Annotated in this window: 5 protein-coding genes; 4 read left to right on the forward strand and 1 reads right to left on the reverse strand. The window is 73.8% G+C overall.

The features are described 5' to 3' along the window. Positions 1–219: 219 nt before the first annotated feature. The gene (locus tag ACH4EB_RS31250) at positions 220–747 is read right to left on the reverse strand and encodes a hypothetical protein (RefSeq protein WP_398351435.1); all 528 of its coding nucleotides are present in this window, start codon (positions 745–747) and stop codon (positions 220–222) included. Positions 748–916: 169 nt separating this feature from the next. Between ACH4EB_RS31250 and ACH4EB_RS31255 the strand changes: the two genes are divergently transcribed. From ACH4EB_RS31255 to ACH4EB_RS31270, 4 genes are all read left to right on the forward strand, one after another. Continuing rightward, positions 917–1,570: a response regulator transcription factor gene (locus ACH4EB_RS31255; RefSeq protein WP_398351437.1), complete on the forward strand. Its 654-nt coding sequence runs from the start codon at positions 917–919 to the stop codon at positions 1,568–1,570. A gap of 11 nt (positions 1,571–1,581) precedes the next feature. Beyond that, positions 1,582–2,832: a sensor histidine kinase gene (locus ACH4EB_RS31260; protein ID WP_398351438.1), complete on the forward strand. Its 1,251-nt coding sequence runs from the start codon at positions 1,582–1,584 to the stop codon at positions 2,830–2,832. Positions 2,833–3,047: 215 nt separating this feature from the next. Continuing rightward, entirely contained in the window at positions 3,048–14,084 is an 11,037-nt protein-coding gene (locus ACH4EB_RS31265) for an amino acid adenylation domain-containing protein (RefSeq protein WP_398351440.1), read from the forward strand. Further along, the coding region (locus tag ACH4EB_RS31270) for an amino acid adenylation domain-containing protein (protein WP_398351441.1) at positions 14,072–19,749 on the forward strand (5,678 nt) is incomplete at its 3' end. The genes ACH4EB_RS31265 and ACH4EB_RS31270, both read left to right, overlap by 13 nt.

Raw genomic sequence — 19,749 nt, forward strand, 5'->3', positions numbered from 1 at the left:
CGGCCCTGGAGGGGGGTATCGAATTCGGCCACCGTCATGCTCGGGGAGCCGAATTGAGCCTGCTATTCGAACAGTGGCCGGAATTCATGGGCCGGGTCGAAACTTCCATGATGACGGGCGGGCGGTTACGTCGCGGTTACAGGTCCGATTCCATGGAATTCGGGCAGGCCGAGAATGTCCAACCGCCCAATGAAGGCGGTTGGACATGGTGCTGGACGGTCAGAACTCGGAAGGCAGACTCGGCGCCTTGGGCGCCGCGGGGCAGTCCTCGGTGCAGGTGAAACCGAGCGCCGGAGTCTCCGGCGTCACCGCGGCGGGCTCCTTCGGCAGGCTGCTGTCCGCCGGCAGCTTCGACGCGCAGGCCTTGGCCGCGGACCGGTACGCCTTGGAGACCGGGTTGATGTTGCCACCCGACTTCAACTGGAGCTGCCCGTTCTCCTTGATGGTGAGACCGGGGAAGTCCTTGACCCCGTTCTCCCGCATGCACTGCGTGAACGCCTCGGCCTGGCGCTCCCGCGTCGCCGTGTCACCGGCGGACTTGCCCGAGCCGTCCGAAGCCGACGACGAGGACGCGTCCTGCGCCGCACGGGCGCTCACGCTCGACGACGAAGCGGCCGGGGCGGCGGACGACGGGCCGGTCTGTAGGACCAGGACGGTCCCGCCGGCCGCCAGCGCCGCGACGAGCAGCGGGACGGCGAGCAGCCTGCGCTTCCTACGGGGTGTTTCCTCTTCGGACGGTGCCGACATGTCAACTCCTCTGGGACGCTGGACGTCTGGATGCCAGTGCACCAACCGGGCGGTTACCGCGACGGAACATCGGGTGTTAAGCGCCTGTAACCCCGATCAGCCCTTACGCCGCTGTAACCGCCCCCCGGGTGAGATCACAGGCAACGGCGACGGACCGACGGTGGGGGCCATGCGGATTCTGGTGGTGGAGGATCATCGCGATCTCGCGGAGACGCTGGCCGCGGGCCTGCGCCGGGAAGGCATGGCGGTCGACGTCGCCCTGGACGGGACGGCCGCGCTGGAACGCACCGCGGTCAACCGCTACGAGGTCGTCGTTCTCGACCGCGACCTGCCCGGCCTGCACGGCGACGAGGTGTGCCAGACCCTGATCACCGAGGGCTACCCGGCGCGGGTGCTGATGCTGACGGCCGCCGCCACGATCGAGGACCGGGTCGAGGGCCTGACCAGCGGCGCCGACGACTACCTGCCCAAGCCGTTCGCCTTCGCCGAACTGGTCGCCCGCATCCGCGCCCTGGGGCGCCGCAGCCAGCCCGCGCTGCCCCCGGTCCTGCGCCACGCCGACCTCACCCTGGATCCCGGCAAGCGCACCGCGCGGCGCGCGGGCAGCCGGCTCGACCTCAGCCCCAAGGAGTTCGCGGTGCTCGAACTGCTGCTGGCGGCGAGCGGCCGGGTCGTCTCCGCCGAGGAACTGCTGGAACGGGCCTGGGACGAGGCCGCCGACCCGTTCACCAACACGGTCAAGGTCACCGTGAGCCGGCTGCGGCGCAAGCTGGGCGACCCGCCGCTCATCGAGACTGTGGCCCAGGCCGGTTACCGGATCTGAGGGGGGCCGGGATGCGCCGCACACACCGTCCGGGCCGCCGCACACCCGGCCGCCGTCCGAGCCGCCGCCGCACGCCCGGCCGCCCCGCGTCCGGCCCCTTCGCCAGGGTCCGCTGGACCATCCGGCTGCGGCTGACCCTGCTGTACGGGGCGCTGTTCCTGGTCACCGGCGTGCTGCTGCTCGCCGTGGTCTACCTGCTGGTGGCCGGCCGGCCGCCGTGGGCCGGTGTCGGCCCGCCCGCCCCGCCGGCCGCGTCCGTGTCCCCCAGCGGCCTCGGTGCCGCCGCCGGCGTACCGGCGCCGACGGTGGACCTGGAGCAGCAGTTGCGCCGGCAGCGCAGCGACTACCTGGAGAAGCTGCTCACCTCGTCCGGGATCGCGCTCGTGCTGCTGACCTTCCTGTCCGTATGGCTGGGCTGGCTGATGGCCGGCCGGGCGCTGCGGCCCCTGCGGACCATGGCCGACACCGCGAAGGCGATCTCGGCGAACGACCTGCACCGACGGCTCGGCGCGCCCGGCCCGTCCGACGAGATCAAGGACCTGGCCGACACGTTCGACGCGCTGCTCGACCACCTGGAGGGCGCGTTCGAGGCACAGCGCCGATTCGTCGCCAACGCCTCGCACGAGCTGCGCACCCCGCTCACCTTCGAACGCAGCCTGCTGGAGATCACCCTCGCCGACCCGGACGCGAGCGCGGCCGAACTGCGGGAGACGTGCGTCCGCGTCCTGGGCAGCAACGCCCGCCAGGAGAAGCTGATCGAGGCGCTCCTGACGCTGGCCCGCAGCCAGCGTGGCCTGGACCGGCGGGTGCCGCTGGACCTCGCGGCGTCGGCCGCCGAACACCTGGGCGGGCCCCGCCACGGCGACGGCCCGCCGGGCGTGCGGATCGCCGGTGAACTGGCCCCGGCCGCGGTACTGGGCGACCCGCCGCTGGTCGAGCGGCTGATCATCAATCTCGTCGACAACGCGGTACGGCACAACGTGCCCGACGGGCGGGTCCGGGTGTGGACGGGGCTGCGCGAGGGCCGCCCGGCGCTCAGCGTGCGCAACACCGGGCCCGAGGTCCTCCCGTCCCAGATCGAACTGATCTTCCAGCCGTTCCAGCGGCTGCGGGCGACCCGGCTCGACGGCCACGACGGGCAGGGCATCGGCCTGTCGATCGTCGCCGCCATCGCGGCCGCCCACGACGCGGATCTGCATGCCGAGGCACTGCCGGAAGGCGGCCTCGAAATCCGCGTCGAATTCCCACCTGTCGCACGCTGACGCCGCGCGGAATTCCCCTTCTTCTGGACGTCAATATTCCGCTGTCTGGACACTGCGCGGGCCCGTCGCGTTACGGGTATCTTCGCCGCAAGAGCTGCCGCCGCGCGCCCCGGATAACGGTGTGGTTGCGCGGCGTTGCAATTCCACGGGGGGAGCTCGGCGTGCGCGGAAACCGGAATAACCGCGGTGACCGGACGGAACCGACGGGGATTCCGTTGTCGTTCGGTCAGCAGCGGATGTGGTTCGTCAACAGGCTGGAGAACGCGGGCGCCGCGTACACGATGGCCATGGCGGTCCGGCTCGCCGGCGGGCTGGACCCGTCGGCGCTGGAGGCGGCGTGGACCGACGTCGTCGGGCGCCACGAGGCGCTGCGCACGGTCTTCGCCGAGGCGGACGGGGAGACGTGGCAGCGGGTACGGGACGAACCGCCGGCCGGGCTCGGGAAACGCGGCGTCTCCGAGGAGGAACTGGCCACGGCCCTCGCCGCCGAGGCGGGCCGGGAGTTCGACCTGCGCACCGAACCGCCGTGCCGGGCGACGCTGTACGCCCTGGCCCCCCGCGAGCACGTCCTGCTGCTGGTGGTGCACCACATCGCCGTGGACGGCCGGTCCCTGGAAATCCTGGCCCGTGACCTGTCCCGGGCGTACGCGGCGCGGTCCCGGGGCCGGGCGCCGGACTGGCCACCCCTGCCCGTCGCGTACACCGACTTCGCCCGGCGGCAGCAGGAACTCCTCGGCGCGGAGCAGGACCCGCAGAGCGTGTACGGGCGGCAGCTCACCTACTGGCGCCAGGCCCTGGCGGGGCTGCCGGCCCAGCTCGACCTGCCCTGCGACCGGCCGCGTCCCGCCGAACCCCGGCACGAGGGGAGTTCGGTGCCGGTCCGCATCCCGCCGGGTGTCCATCAAGCCCTCCTGGAGATCGCGGACGGCTGCGGCGCCACCCCGCTCATGGTGGTGCGGGCCGCCCTCGCCGTACTGCTCTCGCGGCTGGGCGCCGGCGACGACATCCCCATCGGCTCCCCGGTCGACGGGCGCACCGACGAGACCCTGGCAGAGCTCGTCGGATTCGTGGCCAACACCTTCGTCCTGCGCACGAAACTCACCGGTGACCCTGCCTTCACCGACCTGGTACGGCGGGTCCGGGACACGGAACGCACCGCCGAGGCGCACCAGGACCTGCCCTTCGAGCACCTCGTCGGCGTACTGAACCCCGACCGCTCGCTGGCCCGGCACCCGCTGTTCCAGGTGCTGCTGGTGATGGAGGACTCGCCCGGCTCCGCCTGGAACCTGCCCGGACTGACCGCCGTACCGGAGCGGGTCGGCATCGAGGCGGCGCGCGACGACCTGACGTTCGGCCTCTTCGACCTCTATCTCAACCTGACCGAACGCCGTGACGCGGACGGGCGGCCCCGCGGCATCGACGGCGGACTCTGGCACAACGCGGAACTCTTCGACCGGGAGACGGCCGCCCTGCTGGCAACCCGACTCACCGCGGTCCTCGCCCAGGTGACGGCGGACCCGGCGCTGCGGGCGAGCGAGGTCGGTGTGCTGCTCGACGGTGAGGCGGAACGGCTGCTGACCGAGGTGAACACCGGCCCGCGGGCCGCCCCGGACACCACCGTGCCCGCACGGTTCGCCGAGGTCGCCGCCCGCTGCCCGGCCGCGGCCGCCGTCGTCTCCGGCACGGACACCCTCACGTACCGTGAACTCGACGCACGGGCGAACCGGTTCGCCCGGTACCTGCACGCCGGGGGGGTGCGGCCGGGCCACCGCGTCGGCGTCGTGCTGCCCCGCTCCGCCGGGCTGATCGTCGCCCTCCTGGGCATCGCCAAGGCCGGCGCGCTGGCCGTGCCGGTGGACCCGGCCTACCCGGCCGAGCGGGTGCGCCACCTGCTGACGGACTCCGCCCCCACGCTGGTCGTGAGCGCGGAGGAGGCGACCCGGGAAGCCGCCCTGCGGGACTTCCCGGTCACGCCGCTCCCGGTACGGATCGCGCCGGAGTCGGGCCTGTACGTGATGTACACCTCCGGCTCGACGGGCGTGCCCAAGGGCGTGACCGCCACCCACGGCAGCGTCGCGGCCCTCGCCCGCGACACGTGCTGGGACGACATCGGCACCGGGCGCGTCCTCTTTCACGCCCCGCACGCCTTCGACGCCTCGACGTTCGAACTGTGGGTACCGCTGCTCAACGGCGGGTGTGTGGTCGTGGCACCGGAGACGGACCTCGGCGGGAGCGCCCTGGCCCGGCTGATCGACGCCCACGCGCTGACGGCCGTCCACGTCACGGCCGGGCTGTTCCGCGTGCTCGCCCAGGAGACCCCCGACTGCTTCGCGGGCCTGCGGCACATCCTGACCGGCGGCGACGTGGTGCCCGCCGAAGCCGTCGCCCGGGTCACCGCGGCGTGCCCGGACGCCACGCTGCACCACCTGTACGGGCCGACGGAGATCACCCTCTGCGCCACCACCTACACCGTCCCCCCGGGCGGGCGGGCGCCGACGGTGCTCCCGATCGGCGGGCCGCGCGACGGCGTACGGGTCTTCGTCCTGGACCGGGCCCTGCGCCCCGTACCGGTCGGCGTCGCCGGTGAACTGTACGTCGCGGGGCGGGGCGTGGCCCCCGGCTACCTGAACCGCCCCGCGCTCACCGCCGAACGCTTCGTCGCCTGCCCGTACGGCGGCGGGCGGATGTACCGTACCGGCGATCTCGTCCGGTGGGACCGGCACGGCGACCTGGTGTTCCTGCGCCGCGCCGACGACCAGGTAAAGGTCCGAGGTTTCCGGATCGAGCCGGCGGAGGTCGAGGCCGTCCTCGGCCGGGCCCCGGGCGTACGCCAGGCCGCCGTCGTCGTCCGCGAGGACCGGCCGGGCGACAAACGCCTCGTCGCCTACGTCGTCGGTGACGCGTCGGGGCTACGGGACTTCGCCGCCGAGCGGCTGCCGGACTACATGGTCCCCGGCACCGTCGTCCCCCTCGACGCGCTGCCGCTGACCACCAACGGCAAGGTCGACCGGGCCGCGCTGCCCGCCCCCGACCACGCGGCCGCCACCTCCGCCCGCCCGCCCCGCACCCCGCAGGAGCGGATCCTGGGCCGGCTGTTCGCCGAGGTCCTCGGCCTGGACCGGGTCGGCGTCGACGACCGGTTCTTCGGCCTGGGCGGCGACTCCCTCCTGGCGATGCGGCTGACCAGCCGGGCTCGTACCGCCCTGGGCGTCGAGATCCCCCTCACCGTGATGTTCGAGTCGCCCACGGTCGCGGGGCTGGCCGGGCGGCTGAACGAACTGGGCGCCGGCCGCCCGCGCGTGGTCGCGGCGCGGCGGCCGCAGGTCCTGCCGCTGTCGTTCGGACAGCAGCGCATGTGGTTCGCGAACCGGCTGGAGGACACCGGCGGCGCCTACAACATGGCCATGGCCGTCCGGCTGGCCGGCCGCCCGGACCTGCCCGCGCTGCGCGCCGCCTGGGCGGACGTGATCGCCCGGCACGAGCCGCTGCGCACGGTCTTCCCCGAGCGCGACGGCGTACCGCACCAACTGGTGCTGGACGCGGGCCGGCCGGAGCCGGGGGACCGGCCGGACACTCCCGACCTGCCGGTCGTCCCCGCCACCGAGGAAACGCTCGACACCGTACTGGCCGAGCACATCGGCCGCCGGTTCGCGCTCGACACGGCACCGCCCCGGCGGGCGGCCCTGTTCACCCTGTCCGCCGACGCCCACGTCCTCCTGGTGGTCGTGCACCACATCGCCGCCGACGGCTGGTCGATGGGCGTCCTCGCGCGCGATCTCTCGACGGCGTACGCGGCGCGGAGCGCGGGCCGCGCGCCCGCCTGGGCGCCGCTGCCCGTCCAGTACGCCGATTTCACCCTGTGGCAGCACGCGCTCCTCGACGGCGACAGCGCCGGCGGCAACGGCCTGCTCGACGCGCAACTCGCCCACTGGACCGAGGCCCTGGCCGGCCTGCCGGACCAGATCGAGCTGCCCACCGACCGGCCGCGGCCGGCCACCGCGAGCCACCGCGGCGCCGTGCTGCCGTTCACCGTCGACGCCCGGGTGCACGAGCGGCTGAGCGCCCTCGCCCGCGCCTGCGACACCACCCTGTTCACCGTCACCCAGGCCGCGGTCGTCCTGCTGCTGTCGCGGCTCGGCGCCGGTGAGGACATCCCCCTCGGCACCCCCGTCACGGACCGCACCGACGAGGCCCTGGACGGCGTGGTCGGGTTCTTCCTCAACACGCTGGTGCTGCGGACCGACGCCGGGGGCGACCCGGCCTTCACCGAACTGGTGGCCCGCGCCCGGGACGCCGACCTCGCCGCGTACGCCCACCAGGACCTCCCGTTCGAGCACCTCGTGGAAGCACTGAAACCCGCCCGCTCGCCCGCCCGGCACCCGCTGTTCCAGGTGCTGCTGGTGATGGAGGACGAGGTGACCCCCTCGTGGGACCTGCCCGGTCTCAGCGCGGCACCGGTCCGGGTGCCGCCCGCCACGGTCGAGTTCGACCTGGTCTTCGGCCTGGGGGAGCGGGCCGCCGGCGCCGGTCTCGACGGCTACCTGGAGTTCGCCACCGACCTCTTCGACCCGGACGGTGCACGGAGCCTGGTCACCCGGCTGCTCACGGTCCTCGACCAGGTCGCCGACGACCCGGAACTGCGGCTGAGCGAGGTCGAACTGCTGGCTCCCGAGGAGCGCCGACGGCTCCTCACCGGCGTCAACGTCGGAGCGGCGGACGCCGGCGGCCGCACGCTGCTGGACCTGTTCGACGCCACGGTGCTGCGGTCCCGTACCGACACCGCCGTGACGGCGGACGGCACGTCGCTGACGTACGGGGAACTGGACGCGCGGGCCGACCGGTTCGCCCGGTACCTGCACTCCAGGGGTGTGGCCCCCGGCGACCGGGTGGGGGTGACGCTGCCCCGGTCGGCGGATCTCGTCGTCGTGCTCCTGGGTGTCGCGAAGGCGGGGGCCGTCTTCGTGCCGGTGGATCTGTCCTATCCGGCGGAGCGGGTGCGGTGGCTGCTGGCGGACGCGGCTCCGGTGCTGGTGGTGGGGGAGCGGGAGGTGCGCGAGGCGGCCGCAGGGGAGTGCGCCGCCACGCCGCTGCCGGTGGTGGTCACGCCGGAGTCGGCCTTGTACGTGATGTACACCTCCGGGTCGACGGGTGTGCCCAAGGGCGTGGTCGCGACGCATGGGGGCGTCGCCGGGCTGGCGCTGGACTCCTGCTGGGGTGACATCGGCGCGGGCGGAGTGCTGTGCCACGCTCCGTACGCCTTCGACGCATCGACGTTCGAGCTGTGGGTGCCGTTGCTGAACGGCGGGCGGGTGGTCGTGGCACCCGAGACGGTGGGCTTGGACGGCGGCACGGTGTCCCGTCTGGTGGGCGAGCACGCGCTGACGGCCGTCCACGTGACGGCCGGGCTGTTCCGGGTGCTGGCCCAGGAGACGCCCGACTGCTTCGCGGGCCTGCGGCACGTCCTGACCGGCGGTGACGTGGTCCCGGCCGAAGCCGTCGCCCGGGTCGCCGAGGCGTGCCCCGGCGTCGAGATCCGCCACCTGTACGGGCCGACCGAGACCACCTTGTGCGCCACCACGTTCGTCGTCGAGCCGGGCGCGAAGGTGCCGCCGGTGCTGCCGATCGGCGGGCCCCGGGACGGCCTGCGGGTGTTCGTTCTGGACGCTTTTCTGCGGCCGGTTCCGGTGGGTGTGGCGGGGGAGTTGTATGTGGTGGGGCGGGGTGTCGCGCGGGGGTATCTGGGGCGGGCGGCGCTGACGGCGGAGCGGTTCGTGGCGTGTCCGTACGGTCGCGGGCGGATGTATCGGACGGGTGACCTGGTGCGTTGGGACCGGGACGGGCATCTGGTGTTCCTGGGGCGGGCGGACGATCAGGTGAAGGTGCGGGGTTTCCGTATCGAGCCGGCCGAGGTCGAGACCGTCCTCGCGCAGTGCCCCGGCGTGGCGCAGGTAGCGGCCCTCGTGCGGGAGGATCAGCCGGGCGACAAGCGGCTCGTGGCGTATGTCGTCGGGGATGCCTCCGGGTTGCGGGATTTCGCGGCCGAGCGGCTGCCGGACTACATGATTCCGTCCGCCACAGTCGTACTGGACGACCTGCCGCTGACGGCCAACGGCAAGGTCGACCGGGCCCTGCTGCCCACACCCGACCGTACGGCGGAGTCGCCCGGCCGCGCGCCCCGCACCCCACAGGAGCAGATCCTGTGCCGGCTGTTCGCCGAGGTGTTGGGACTGGGCCCGGATCGGATCGGTATCGACGACGGGTTCTTCGATCTGGGCGGGGATTCCCTGTTGGCGACGCGGCTGGCGAGCCGGGTCAAGGCCGCTTTGGGTGCGGAGATTTCGGTGCGGGTGTTGTTCGAGGCGCCCACGGTGGCGGGGCTGGCGGGGCGGCTGGACGAGTTCGAGGCGGTGCGGCCGGCGCTCGTGCCGGTGGACCGGCCCGATCCGCTGCCGCTGTCGTTCGGGCAGCAGCGGATGTGGTTCCTGCACAACCTGGAGGGGCCGAACGCGACCAACAACATTCCGCTGGCCGTCCGGCTGACCGGCGCCCTGGACGTCTCAGCCCTGGAGGCCGCTTGGGCCGACGTCGTGGCCCGGCACGAGACGTTGCGCACCCGCTACCCCGAGCACGGCGGAGGCGCCCGCCAGGACATCGTGGACGCGGCAGAGGTGCCCGTACACCTCACCATCGTCGGGATCGGCGCGGACGGCGTGCGGCGGGCGCTGGCCGACGGAGTCGAGCGGGGCTTCCGGATCGAGCGCGAACTGCCGTGGCGCGTCACGCTTTTCGAGGTGACGCCCGCCGATCACGTCCTGCTGATCGTGGTGCACCACATCGCCGCCGACGGCTGGTCCATGGGCGTCCTGGCCGACGACCTGGCCACCGCCTATGCGGCACGGGCCGCCGGCCGCGCGCCCGGCTGGGCGCCGCTGCCCGTCCAGTACGCCGACTTCACCCTCTGGCAGCGCGACCTGCTCGCCCAGGACACCGACGGCGGCCTGTTCGCCAGGCAGGCCACGTTCTGGTCCCAAGCCCTCGCCGGCCTGCCGGAACATCTGAAGCTGCCCTTCGACCGGCCCCGCCCGCCGGTGGCGACCCACCGGGGAGCGTTCCTGCCCTTCTCGGTGGACGCCACGGCGCACCGGCGGCTGGCGGAGATCGCGCGCGAGTGCGACGCCACGCTGTTCATGGTCGCGCAGGCCGCCGTCGCGGTGCTGCTGTCCCGGCTCGGCGCCGGGGAGGACATTCCGCTCGGCACGCCCGTCGCGGGCCGTACGGACGAGGCCGTGGACAACCTCGTCGGCAACTTCCTCAACACGCTGGTGCTGCGTACGGACATCGGCGGCAACCCCACCTTCACCGAACTGGTCGGCCGGGTACGGGAGACCGACCTCGCCGCCTACGCCCACCAGGACCTGCCCTTCGAGCACCTGGTGGAGGTGCTGAACCCGGTCCGTTCGCTGGCCCGGCACCCGCTCTTCCAGGTCGCCTTCGCCCTCCAGAACGCCCCCGAGACCCACTTCGACGCCCCGGGGCTGCAATCCCGGCTGATACCGGTGGAGATGTCCACCTCGAAGTTCGACCTGTCGGTCCTGATGTGGGAGCGCCGGGACGCCGACGGCGCCGCCGCGGGCCTCGACTGCTACCTGGAGTTCGCCACCGACCTCTTCGACCACGACACGGCGGACCGCCTGGTGGCCCGGCTGCTGCGGGTGCTCGACCAGGTCACCGCGGACCCCGCCGTACGGGCCGGGGCGGTGGACGTGCTCGGCGAGGACGAGCGGACCCGCGTCACGACGGCGCTGACGCCGCACCGGACGGACCCGCGGGACGAGACCGTGCCGCGGTGCTTCGAGCGGATCGTCGCGCGGCACGGCGACGAGGTGGCGGTGGAGGCCGCGGACGGCACCCTGACCTACCGGGAACTGGACGCGCGGGCCAACCGCTGCGCCCAGTACCTGCACGCGAAGGGCGTCACCACCGGCGACCGGGTCGCGGTGCTGCTCGACCGCTCGGCGGAACTGGTCGCGGCGCTGCTCGGCATCGCCAAGGCGGGCGCCGTGGCCGTGCCGGTCGACACGGCGTACCCGGTCGAACGGGTGCGGTTCCTGCTGGAGGACGCCGACCCCGTCCTGGTCATGACGCGCTCCGAGGTGGCGGAGGCCCTGCGGTACTTCCCGGCCGTCCCGTCGCCCGCGCGGGTGGTACCGGACTCCGGGCTGTACGTGATGTACACCTCCGGCTCGACCGGCACCCCCAAAGGCGTGCTCGCGACGCACGCGAACGTCACCGCCCTCGCCCGCGACCCCCGCTGGCACGGCATCGGCACCGGCCGGACGCTCTTCCACGCCCCGCACACCTTCGACGCCTCCACCCTGGAGCTGTGGGTGCCGCTGCTCAACGGCGGGTGCGTGGTCGTCGCGCCGCCGCTGGACCTGGACGGGGCGACGGTGGCCCGGCTGATCGATGCGTACGCGCTGACGGCCGTCCACGTCACGGCCGGGCTGTTTCGTGTGCTGGCGCAGGACACGCCCGGCTGCTTCGCGGGCCTGAAAAACATCCTGACCGGCGGCGACGTGGTCCCGGCCGAAGCCGTCGCCCGGGTCGCCGACGCCTGCCCCGGCGCCACCGTCCACCACTTGTACGGGCCGACGGAGACCACCCTGTGCGCCACCACGTACACCGTCTCCCCGGGCGGGAAGGCACCGGCGGTCCTCCCGATCGGCGGGCCGCGCGACGGCGTACGCGTCTTCGTCCTGGACACGCTCCTGCGCCCGGTGCCCACGGATGTGGCGGGCGAGCTGTACGTGGCCGGGGGTGGCGTCGCGCACGGGTATCTCGGCCGGGCGGCGCTGACGGCGGAGCGGTTCGTGGCGTGTCCGTACGGCGGTGGGCGGATGTACCGGACCGGTGATCTGGTGCGCTGGGACCGGGACGGTGACCTCGTCTTCCTCGGGCGGGCCGACGACCAGGTAAAGGTGCGGGGTTTCCGTATCGAGCCGGCCGAGATCGAGGCCGTCCTCGGGCAGTGCCCCGGCGTGGTCCAGGCCGCCGTCGTCGTACGCGAGGACCGGCCCGGTGACAAACGGCTGGTCGCGTACATCGTCGGAAAAGCGGACGGCATACGGGACTTCGCGGCCGACCGGCTGCCGGACTACATGATCCCCGGCGCCGTCGTCACCCTCGACGCGCTGCCCATCACGGGCAACGGCAAGGTCGACCGGGTCGCGCTGCCCGCTCCCGACCACACGGCGGCCGCCGCGGGGCGCGCGCCCCGCACGCCGCTCGAAGCGCTCTTCTGCCGCTTCTTCGCGGAGGTTCTCGGACTGGTGCCGGCGGAGGTCCACGCGGCGGCCACGGCGGTCGTGCCCCCGGGCCCGACGGCTCCGGACGTGAGTGGCGCTCGACCCGCCCCGCACCCGGATGCCGCACAGCCGCCGGTTCCGCACCCGCCGGTTCCGGAACCCTTGGTTCCGGAACCGGCGGTCCGGCACCCCGATGTCCGGGCTCCGGTCGTCCCGCACCCGGGAGCACCAGGTGCCCCCGCCGCCCCGGACGTCCCCGCCGCACCGAACATCCCCGATGTTCTCGATGTCCCTGATATCCCCGATGTCCCCGATCCGATCGTCGGCGCGGACGCGAACTTCTTCGAACTCGGCGGCGACAGCATCCTCTCCCTGCAACTCGTCGCCCAAGCGGCCAGGGCCGGGTACCGGATCAGCGCGACGGACGTCTTCCGGCACAAGTCCCCGGAGGGCCTCGCCCGCGCCGCCCGGCCCGTCACGGAGGAGGAGAACCGGCACGACGACGGCGACGGCCCCGTACCCCTCACCCCGGTCATGCGGCAGCTCGCCGACCGGCAGGCGCTGGCCGGGCCGCTGCACCAGACCGTCATGGTCCGGACCCCCACCGGCCTCACCGCGGCCGAACTCACCGCCGCTCTCCAGGCCGTCCTGGACCACCACGGCGCCCTGCGGCTCCGGCTGGGCCCCGACGGAGCCGACACGCTGGAAGTCCGGCCGCCGGGCACCGTACCGGTGGCGGGCCTGCTGCGGACGGTACGGCTGCCCGGACCGGCCGAACAGATCGCGGCGACGATCGTCCGTGAGCAGTGCGCCGCCGCGACCGGCCGCCTCGACCCGCGCTCCGGTGCCGTACTGCAAGCCGTGTGGTTCGACACGGGCTCGCACCGGCCGGGCCGGCTCTTCCTCGCCGCGCACCACCTCTGCGTGGACAGCGCCTCCTGGCGGATCGTCCTGGACGACCTGGCTTTCGCCCGCGAGGCGGTGAAGGCGGGCACCACCCCGGCCCTGCCACCGGTCCGTACGTCCTTCCGCCGCTGGGCCGAACTGCTGCGCCAGGCCGCCCACGACCCCGCCCGGACCGCCGAACTGCCGCTCTGGGAACGGACCGGCGCGCCCACCGCCCCGCTGCTGCCGACGACACCCACCGGACCGGGCGGGTCCGGGGCACTGAGCATGACCCTGGCCCCCGACACGTCGGCGGCCCTGCTCACCACCGTCCCGGCGGCCTTCCACGCCGATGTCACCGAGGTGCTCCTCGCCGCGCTGGTGCTCGCGGTCGCCGACTGGCGCGGCCGGCCCGGCGCCGTCCTGGTGGACCTCGAACGGCACGGCCGCGAGGCCGGTCTCGCACCCGGCATCGACCTGTCCCGTACGGTCGGCTGGTTCACCAGCGTCCACCCGCTCCGGCTCGACCCCGGCGGCGCGGGACCCGGGGCCCGGGCCGCCGGCCCCGACCCGGGAACCGTACTCAAACGCGTCAAGGAGCAGGTCAGGGAAGTGCCCGAGCACGGCATCGGCCACGGCCTGCTGCGCCGCCTCAACGCGCGCACGGCCCCGGTCCTGGCCGAACTCGCCACACCACCGCTCCTGTTCAACTACCTCGGCCGCGTCCCCGCCGCGGACGAGCGCCGGGCGGCCGCCACCGCGTGGACCGCCACCGGCGACACCCACCCGCCCGAAGGCGTCCGCACCCACCCGGTCGACCTCGACGCCCTGACCGTGGACACCGACGACGGCCCCCGGCTGACGGCGCACTGGGCCTGGGACCCGGCGCTGGTCTCCGAGGCCGACATGCGGCGGCTCGGCCACGCGTGGTTCCGGGCCGCCGAGGCCCTGGTGGCGTGCGCCGCGCAGACGGACGCGGGCGGCCGTACCCCGTCGGACCTCGACCTCGTCTCCCTGACTCAGGACGACATCGACCAGCTCGAAACGGAATGGGGAAAGTAGCCGTGAGCAAGCCCGGACTGGCCGACATATGGCCTCTCGCGCCGATGCAGAAGGGCATGTTGTTCCACGCCCTGTACGACGCCGAGGCCACGGACATCTACCGGGGCCAGGTGGTCCTGGACCTGGACGGCCCCCTCGACACGGACGCCCTCCGGTCGGCGGGACACGCGCTGCTGCGCCGGCACCCGACCCTCAGGGCCGGGTTCCGCACCCTGAAGTCCGGCGACACGGTGCAGGTCGTCCCGCAGCGCACGGACCTCCCGTGGCAGGAACTGGACCTGCGCCCGGTCCCGGCCGGCCGGCGTGCGGACGCCCTGGACGAGGCGGTGCGCGCGGAATGGATCCGGCGCTTCGACCTCGCCGCGCCGCCCCTGCTGCGCCTGACCGCCATCCGCGTCGGCGACACCCGCACCCGCGTCGTGCTGACCGTCCACCACATCCTCTGCGACGGCTGGTCCACCTCGATCGTCGCGAACGAACTGGTCGAGCTGTACCGCAACGGCGGCGACGAACACGCCCTGCCGCCGGTCACCCCGTACCGCAGCTACCTCGCCTGGCTGGCCCGCCGCGACGGCGCGGCCGCCGCCGAGGCGTGGCGGCAGGCGCTCCACGGGGCGCGGCCCACCCTCGTCGCGCCGGAGACGGGCCACCGCGCGCCGGTCGACCCCGACGAGGTGCGGGTCGAACTGCCCGCCCCGCTGGTGGCGGACCTCGCGGGCCTGGCCCGCCGCAACGGCGTGACCATGAGCACCGTGATGCGCGGCGCGTGGGCCGTGCTGCTCGGCACGCTGACCGGGCGTGACGACGTGGTCTTCGGGGGGACCACGGCCGGGCGCCCACCGGAGATACCGGGCATCGACACCACCGTCGGCCTGTTCATCAACACCCTGCCGGTACGGGCCCGCTGGTCGGCCACCGACACTGTCGCCCGGTTGCTCACCCGTCTCCAGGACGCGCAGGCGGCCCTGCTGCCGCACGAGCACCTGAGCCTGGCCGAGGTCCAGGGCATCGCCGGGACCCGGACCCTGTTCGACACCCTGACTGTCTTCCAGAACTACCCCGTCGACCTCCTCGACCTGACCGGGACGACCGCACGGTCGGTCTCCGGGGACCTGAACCTGGCGAGCGTCGGCGGCCGGGACGCCGCGCACTACCCGCTGACCTTCACCGCGATGTCCGAACGCTTCCGGCTGACCTACCGTCCCGACCTGTTCACCCGCGCCGACGCACAGCTCCTGGCCGACCGCCTCGTCCGCATCCTCGGACAACTGGCCACCGGCCCGGCCACCCGGATCGGCGACCTCGACGTCCTCGTCGACGGCGAACGGGACCGGCTGCTGCGCGGCGTGAACACCGGCGCGCCGGGCGCCGCGCCGACGACCGTCACCGGCCTCTTCGAGCGGACCGCGCGGCGGTACGCGCACGCGACGGCGGTGGTCTCCGAAGAGGAGTCCCTGACCTACGAGGAGCTGGACGCGCGGGCGAATCGATTCGCCCGAGCGCTGCGCGCGCGTGGCGTGACCGCCGGGGACCGGGTGGGGGTGACGCTGCCCCGGTCCGCCGCCCTGGTGACCGCGCTGCTGGGCATCGTGAAGGCGGGGGCCGTCTTCGTGCCGGTGGATCTGTCCTATCCGGCGGAGCGGGTGCGGTGGCTGCTGGCGGACGCGGCTCCGGTGCTGGTGGTGGGGGAGGCCGAGGTCTCGGAGGGGCTCGCGGGCTTCTCGGCTGACCCGTTGCCGGTGGAGGTATCGCCGGAGTCGGCCTTGTACGTGATGTACACCTCCGGGTCGACGGGTGTGCCCAAGGGCGTGGTCGCGACGCATGGGGGCGTCGCCGGGCTGGCGCTGGACTCCTGCTGGGGTGACATCGGGTCCGGACGGGTGCTGTGCCACGCTCCGTACGCCTTCGACGCCTCGACGTTCGAGTTGTGGGTGCCGTTGCTGAACGGCGGAACCGTGGTGGTGGCGCCGGAGGCGCTGGATCTGGACGGCGGGACGCTGGCCGGGCTGGTCGGTGCGCACGCGCTGACGGCGGTGCACGTGACGGCCGGGCTGTTCCGGGTGCTGGCCCAGGAGACCCCCGCCTGCTTCGCCGACCTCCGGCACGTCCTGACCGGCGGTGACGCGGTCCCCGCCGAAGCCGTGGCGCGTGTCATGGACGCCTGCCCCGGCGTGACGGTGCGCCATCTGTACGGCCCCACGGAGACCACGCTGTGCGCCACCACGCTCACCCTCGCCCCCGGGGCGAAGGTGCCTTCGGCCCTCCCCATCGGCGGGCCCCGGGACGGCCTGCGGGTGTTCGTTCTGGACGCTTTTCTGCGGCCGGTTCCGGTGGGTGTGGCGGGGGAGTTGTATGTGGTGGGGCGGGGTGTCGCGCGGGGGTATCTGGGGCGGGCGGCGCTGACGGCGGAGCGGTTCGTGGCGTGTCCGTACGGTGGTGGTCGGATGTACCGGACGGGTGACTTGGTGCGTTGGGACCGGGACGGGCATCTGGTGTTCCTGGGGCGGGCGGACGATCAGGTGAAGGTGCGGGGTTTCCGTATCGAGCCGGCCGAGGTCGAGACCGTCCTCGCGCAGTGTCCCGGCGTGGCGCAGATCGCGGTGCTGGCGCGCGAGGACCGGCCCGGCGACAAGCGGCTGGTCGCGTACGTCGTCGGGGACGCCTCCGGGCTGCGGGACTTCGCGGCCGAGCGGCTGCCCGACTACATGGTCCCTGCCGCCGTCGTCACGCTGGACACCTTGCCGCTGACCGTCAACGGCAAGACCGACCGGGCCGAACTCCCCGCACCCGACTACGCGGCAGCCGCCTCGGACCGCGCGCCCCGCACTCCGCGGGAGCAGCTTCTCTCCCGGCTGTTCGCCGAGGTGCTGGGGCTGGATCGGGTCGGTATCGACGACGGGTTCTTCGATCTGGGCGGGGATTCGTTGTTGGCGACGCGGCTGGCGAGCCGGGTCAAGGCCGCTTTGGGTGCGGAGATTTCGGTGCGGGTGTTGTTCGAGGCGCCCACGGTGGCGGGGCTGGCGGGGCGACTGGACGAGTTCGAGGCGGTGCGGCCGGCGCTCGTGCCGGTGGACCGGCCCGATCCGCTGCCGCTGTCGTTCGGGCAGCAGCGGATGTGGTTCCTGCACAGCCTGGAGGGGCCGAACGCGACCAACAACATTCCGCTGGCCATCCGGCTGACCGGCGCCCTGGACGTCTCAGCCCTGGAGGCCGCCTGGGCCGACGTCGTGGCCCGGCACGAGACGCTGCGCACCCGCTACCCCGAGGACGGTGGGAGTGCCCGCCAGGAGATCCTGACGTCCGTCCCGGCCCGGATGTCCGCGACCGCCGTCACCGAGGAGACGCTGGACGAGGCGCTGGCCGCCGGGGCCGCCCAGGGGTTCCGGCTCGAAACGGAACTGCCGTGGCGCGTCACGCTGTTCGAGGTGACGCCCGCCGATCACGTCCTGCTGATCGTGGTGCACCACATCGCCGCCGACGGCTGGTCCATGGGCGTCCTGATGCGGGACCTGTCGGCGGCGTACGCGGCACGGGCCGAGGACCGCGCGCCCGGCTGGGCGCCGCTGCCCGTCCAGTACGCCGACTTCACCCTCTGGCAGCGCGACCTGCTCAGCCAGGACACCGACGAAGCCGGGGAAGCCGGTGCGGCAGGAAACGCCGCAGCGACCGGGAACGCCCAAGAGGCCGGAAGTACCGAAGAGCCGGGGAACGCCCAAGAGCCCGGAAATGCCGAAGGACCCGGGAACGCCGAAGAACCCGCAAACACCACCGACGGTCTCTTCCGCAAGCAGCTCGACTTCTGGACCCGTACCCTCGCCGGCCTCCCCGAACAGTTGGAGCTGCCCTTCGACCGGCCCCGCCCGGCCACGGCGAGCCACCGGGGCGCGATGCTTCCGTTCCGTGTGGACGCCGCTGTGCACCGGCGGTTCCTGGAGATCGCCAGGGAATGCGACGCCACGCTGTTCATGGTCGCGCAGGCCGCCGTCGCGGTGCTGCTGTCCCGGCTCGGCGGGGCCGAGGACGTACCGCTCGGCACGCCCGTCGCCGGCCGTACCGACGAGAACCTCGACGGTCTCGTGGGCAACTTCCTCAACACGCTGGTGCTGCGTACGGACATCAGCGGCAACCCCACCTTCACCGAGCTGGTCGGCCGGGTACGGGAGACCGACCTCGCCGCCTACGCCCACCAGGACCTGCCCTTCGAGCACCTCGTGGACGTACTGAACCCGGTCCGCTCGCTGGCCCGGCACCCGCTCTTCCAGGTCGCCTTCGCCCTCCAGAACGCGCCGGACACGGCCTTCACGGCGCCCGGGCTCGGCGCCGAGGTGGTCCCGGTGGGGCTGGCCTCCTCGAAGTTCGACCTGTCGGTGGTGCTACGGGAGCGCCCGGACGGCGGCGGCCTCGACGGCCTGCTGGAGTTCGCCACCGACCTGTTCGACCCGGCCACCGCACAGGCCCTGGCCACGCGGCTGGTGGAGGTGTTCGGCCGACTCGCCGACGATGCCCGCGCCCGGGTGGGCGATGTGGACATTCTGCTGGACGGGGAGCGGGAGCACCTCCTCTCCGGGGTGAACGTCGGCAAACCCGGCACCGGCGCCGCCGGCCGGACGGTCCCCGCCGTGTTCGAGGAGGTCGCGGCCCGTCACCCGGACGCGCCCGCCGTCGTGTCCGGCGCGCTGACCCTGACCTACCGGGAACTGGACGCGCGCGCCAACCGGTTCGCGCACCACCTGCACGGGCAGGGCGTCGGCGCGGGGGACCGGGTGGCCGTGCTGCTGCCGCGGACCGCCGAGCTGGTGACCGTGCTCCTCGGCATCGCCAAGGCGGGCGCCGTGTTCGTCCCCGTCGACACCGCCCACCCGGCCGAACGGGTGCGGTTCCTGCTGGCGGACTCCGCGCCCGCGCTGGTGGTGACCGAGGCCGGGGCGCGGGAAGCGCTCGAAAACTTCCCCGCGTCCCCGCCTCGCGCGCACGTGTCACCACAGTCCGGCCTGTACGCGATGTACACCTCCGGCTCGACCGGGACGCCCAAGGGCGTGCTGGTGACCCACGGCGGCGCGGCGGCCCTCGCGCGCGACGCGTGCTGGGGCGGCATCGGCTCGGGCCGGGTGCTGTTCCACGCGCCGCACGCCTTCGACGCGTCGGTCTTCGAGCTGTGGGTGCCGTTGCTGAACGGCGGGTGCGTCGTGGTGGCGCCGGAGGCGCTGGATCTGGACGGCGGGACGCTGGCCGGGCTCGTCGCGACGCACGAGGTGACGGCGGCACATGTCACGGCCGGGCTGTTCCGGGCGCTGGCGCAGGAGACCCCCGAGTGCTTCGCGGGCCTGCGGCACGTCCTGACCGGTGGCGACGTGGTGCCCGCCGAAGCGGTCGCCCGGGTGGCCGACGCCTGCCCGCGCGCCGAGGTGCACCACCTGTACGGGCCGACGGAGACCACCCTGTGCGCCACCACCCACACCGTCGCACCCGGCACGCAGGCCCCCGCCGTCCTGCCGATCGGCCGCCCGCGCGACGGCTTCGAGGTCTTCGCCCTGGACCGGTTCCTGCGGCCCGTCCCGGTGGGGGTGCCGGGCGAGCTGTACATCGCCGGGCAGGGGGTGGCGCGGGGGTATCTGGGGCGGGCGGCGCTGACGGCGGAGCGGTTCGTGGCGTGTCCGTACGGTGG

Source organism: Streptomyces sp. NPDC018045, from assembly GCF_044327445.1.
In the GTDB taxonomy this organism is placed as follows: domain Bacteria; phylum Actinomycetota; class Actinomycetes; order Streptomycetales; family Streptomycetaceae; genus Streptomyces.